Source organism: Pseudomonas sp. GXM4 (genome assembly GCF_008923895.1).
GTDB classification, from domain to species: domain Bacteria; phylum Pseudomonadota; class Gammaproteobacteria; order Pseudomonadales; family Pseudomonadaceae; genus Aquipseudomonas; species Aquipseudomonas atacamensis.
Genome location: NZ_WBRZ01000409.1, coordinates 1 through 3,277, shown reverse-complemented (window position 1 = coordinate 3,277; position 3,277 = coordinate 1). Strand labels below are relative to the sequence as shown.

General features: G+C 61.8%; 3 protein-coding genes. 2 read left to right on the top strand and 1 reads right to left on the bottom strand.

From position 1 onward, the window contains the following. Window positions 1–74 precede the first annotated feature (74 nt). Window positions 75–842: a sulfite exporter TauE/SafE family protein gene (locus tag F8N49_RS26700; RefSeq protein ID WP_151553234.1), complete on the bottom strand. Its 768-nt coding sequence runs from the start codon at window positions 840–842 to the stop codon at window positions 75–77. 187 nt (window positions 843–1,029) lie between these two features. On the opposite strand from F8N49_RS26700, the gene xseA reads away from it, so the two are divergent. Together xseA and F8N49_RS26690 are read left to right on the top strand one after the other, a co-directional pair. Next, a complete protein-coding gene (gene xseA / locus F8N49_RS26695) occupies window positions 1,030–2,409 on the top strand; it encodes an exodeoxyribonuclease VII large subunit (RefSeq protein ID WP_151553233.1) in 1,380 nt (459 codons plus the stop codon). 3 nt (window positions 2,410–2,412) lie between these two features. After that, window positions 2,413–3,234, top strand: coding sequence for a peptidoglycan DD-metalloendopeptidase family protein (locus F8N49_RS26690; protein ID WP_071173486.1), 822 nt, complete (start codon window positions 2,413–2,415; stop codon window positions 3,232–3,234). The last annotated feature ends 43 nt before the right edge of the window (window positions 3,235–3,277 follow it).

The following is a 3,277-nucleotide window of genomic DNA, read 5'->3' as shown; positions in this document are numbered from 1 at the left end:
CATGCCAATGTGGGAGCGAGCTTGCTCGCGAAGAGGCCCTGAAGGCCGGCAGCTTAATCCCTGAAGAAATCCGGTCAAGTGCTGAAATAGCGCACGATCAACGCGATGCCACTGACCAGCACCAGCCACGTCACCAGCCGCACAAACGCCTCGCGCGACAACCTCATGGTCAGCCGCCGGCCGATCCACAAGCCCAGCGCCATGGCCGGCAATAGACACAGCGCCAGCATCAACAAGGGTAGCTCGGCATACACACCGGCGATGACAAACAGACTCAAGCGCACCACGGTGCTGCAACTGATCAACGCACTTTGCGTGGCCCGCGCCGCGTCCTTGGGCAGGCGGCTGTTCAGATAGATCGCGTAAAGAAAGCCGCCACTGCCAAACAACGCGCCGAACAACCCGCCCACTGTGCCCATCGGCACCGCCCACGCCGCTGACAACTGCGCGGGCCGCGCTTTGACCCACAGGCTGTAAACCGCATAGGCGCTGATAAACAGCCCCATCAAAAGCAGTAACAGATCGGATTTCAGATTCAGCAGGAAGATCACCCCCAGCGTGCAGCCGATTGCCATGCACGGCAGCAGCCTGAGCAATTCCGGCTTGGCGACGTCCCGGCGCGAGGGCAGCAGATTGCCGAATGCCGCGACGAAATCCAGCAGCACCAGCAGCGGCACGATTTTCGACAGTGGCATGAACAGGATCAGCATCGGCCCCGCGACCAGCGCCGTGCCGAAACCGGCGATGCCGAATACGATGTAGGCCAAGGCGATGGCCACCCCGATGACCGCCCAACCGCCCGCGCCCCACGACCACGCCCCCAACAGCTCCATCATGCTCATCAACGCGTTTCCTTTTTAAGACCGCCGACGGTTACGACTGACACTCGCCCTGTAGGAGCTGCCGAAAGCTGCGATCTTTTGATCTTGATGTTGAAAAAGCAAGATCAAAAGATCGCAGCCTCGTTGCACTCGACAGCTCCTACAGGGTTCGTGCAATGAGCAGAAGAATGCCTTTAAACTGCGCCCCATGATTAAAGATCCCTTTGCAAGACTTGGCCTGGACCGTGAAGTCCTGACCGTCAGCCAGCTCAACGGCCGCGCGCGGGTGTTGCTTGAAGACGTGTTCAGCAACATCTGGGTCGAAGGCGAAATTTCCAACCTCGCACGTCCGGCGTCCGGCCACGTCTACTTCACCCTCAAGGACAGCGGCGCGCAGGTGCGTTGCGCGTTGTTCCGGCAGAACGCGGCCCGCGTGCGCCAAGCGTTGAAGGACGGTCTGGCGGTCAAGGTGCGCGGCAAGGTTTCGCTGTTTGAAGGCCGTGGCGACTATCAGCTGATCCTCGACACCGTTGAGCCGGCGGGTGACGGCGCGCTGCGTCTGGCCTTCGATGCGCTGAAGGAAAAGCTCAGCGCCGAAGGCCTGTTCAGTGCCGAACGCAAAGTGCCGCTGCCCGCGCATCCGCAGCGCATCGGCATCATCAGCTCGCCAACCGGCGCGGTGATTCGCGACATCATCAGCGTGTTCCGCCGCCGTGCGCCGCAGGTGCAACTGACCCTGATACCGACTGCCGTACAAGGCCGCGAAGCCACTGCGCAAATCGTCCGCGCGCTGAAAATGGCCGATGCCCGCGGCTTCGACGCGCTGATCCTCGCCCGTGGCGGCGGCTCGCTGGAAGACCTCTGGTGCTTCAACGAGGAAGCGGTGGCGCGCGCGGTCGATGCCTGTGTCACGCCGATCGTCAGCGCCGTCGGCCATGAAACCGATGTTTCGATCAGCGATTTTGTCGCCGACGTTCGCGCACCAACACCCTCGGCCGCCGCCGAACTGCTCGCCCCGGATTCCAGCCATCTGATCCGTCAGGTCGAGAGCCTGCACCGGCGTCTGGTGATGCGCATGCGTGATCGCTTGATGCGTGATCGCCTGCGTCTGGAAGGCATGGCGCGACGGTTGCGCCATCCCGGCGAACGTCTGCGCCAGCAGGCGCAACGTCTGGACGATCTGGACATGCGCATGCGCCGCGCTTTCGAGCGCAGCCTCAATACGCGTCGAGAACGCCTGATCCGTCTGGAAACCCGTCTCGCCGGGCAACATCCGGGGCGCCAACTGGCCATGCTCCGCCAGCGCCTCGACAGCCTCGCCGAGCGTCTGCCCCGAGCCATGCGCGATGGTCTGAAACAGCGTCGTCAGCTATTGCACAGTCAGATGCAGACGCTGCACGTGGTCAGCCCGTTGGCGACTCTCGGCCGTGGTTACAGCATTCTGCTCGACGAGCGTGGCCACGCGATTCGCAATGCTGCGCAGACCCACACCGGCCAGCGTCTGAAAGCCAAGCTCGGCGAAGGCGGACTGCAAGTGCGCGTCGAGGACAATCACCTGACGCCCGTCACCCTCTCTTTACTGGACTGATCCATGCCGCGTTTTCTCGCTCCGCTGCTGTTGCTCTGCCTGACCTTCAACGCCCACGCCGACAGCTACATCACTCGGCTGCTGAACAAACCGGTGCCGGGCGGCGTCGCCGTGGTGGATCTGGGCACCTCCGCGCAGGCGCCGAAAGCCACTTATCAAGGCAAACCGGTATTGGTGGTCAAAGAGCAGAACAACTGGTTGGCGATCGTTGGCGTGCCGCTGACAGTCAAGCCTGGCGCGCAGCAGATCAGCAGTGGCGGGCGCAATCTGCCCTTCACCGTGGGCAGCAAGAAATATCCCGAACAGCACATCACCCTGAAGAACAAACAGCAGGTCAATCCGAACGCCGACAACCTCAAGCGCATTGAGGGTGAACTGGCGGAGCAGATCGCGGCTTACCGCAGTTTCAGCCCGAACACGCCGAGCAATCTGCTGCTGGACAAACCGGTCAACGGGCCGCTGTCGAGCAAGTTTGGCGTGCGTCGCTTCTTCAATGGCGAAGAACGTAATCCTCATGCCGGTCTCGATTTCGCAGTGCCCGCGGGCACGCCGATCAAGACCCCGGCTGCGGGCAAGGTGATTCTGATCGGCAATTACTTCTTCAACGGCAACACGGTGTTTGTTGACCACGGCCAAGGCTTTATCAGCATGTTCTGCCATATGTCGAAGATCGACGTGAAGAACGGCCAGCAACTGGCGCGCGGCGCGGTGGTCGGCAAAGTAGGCGCGACTGGCCGGGCAACCGGGCCGCATATGCACTGGAACGTCAGCCTGAATGATGCGCGGGTGGATCCGGCGATTTTCATTGGTGCTTTCCAACCTTAAAGAAATTCAACAGGGCTGATGGCCTCTTCGCGAGCAAGCTCGC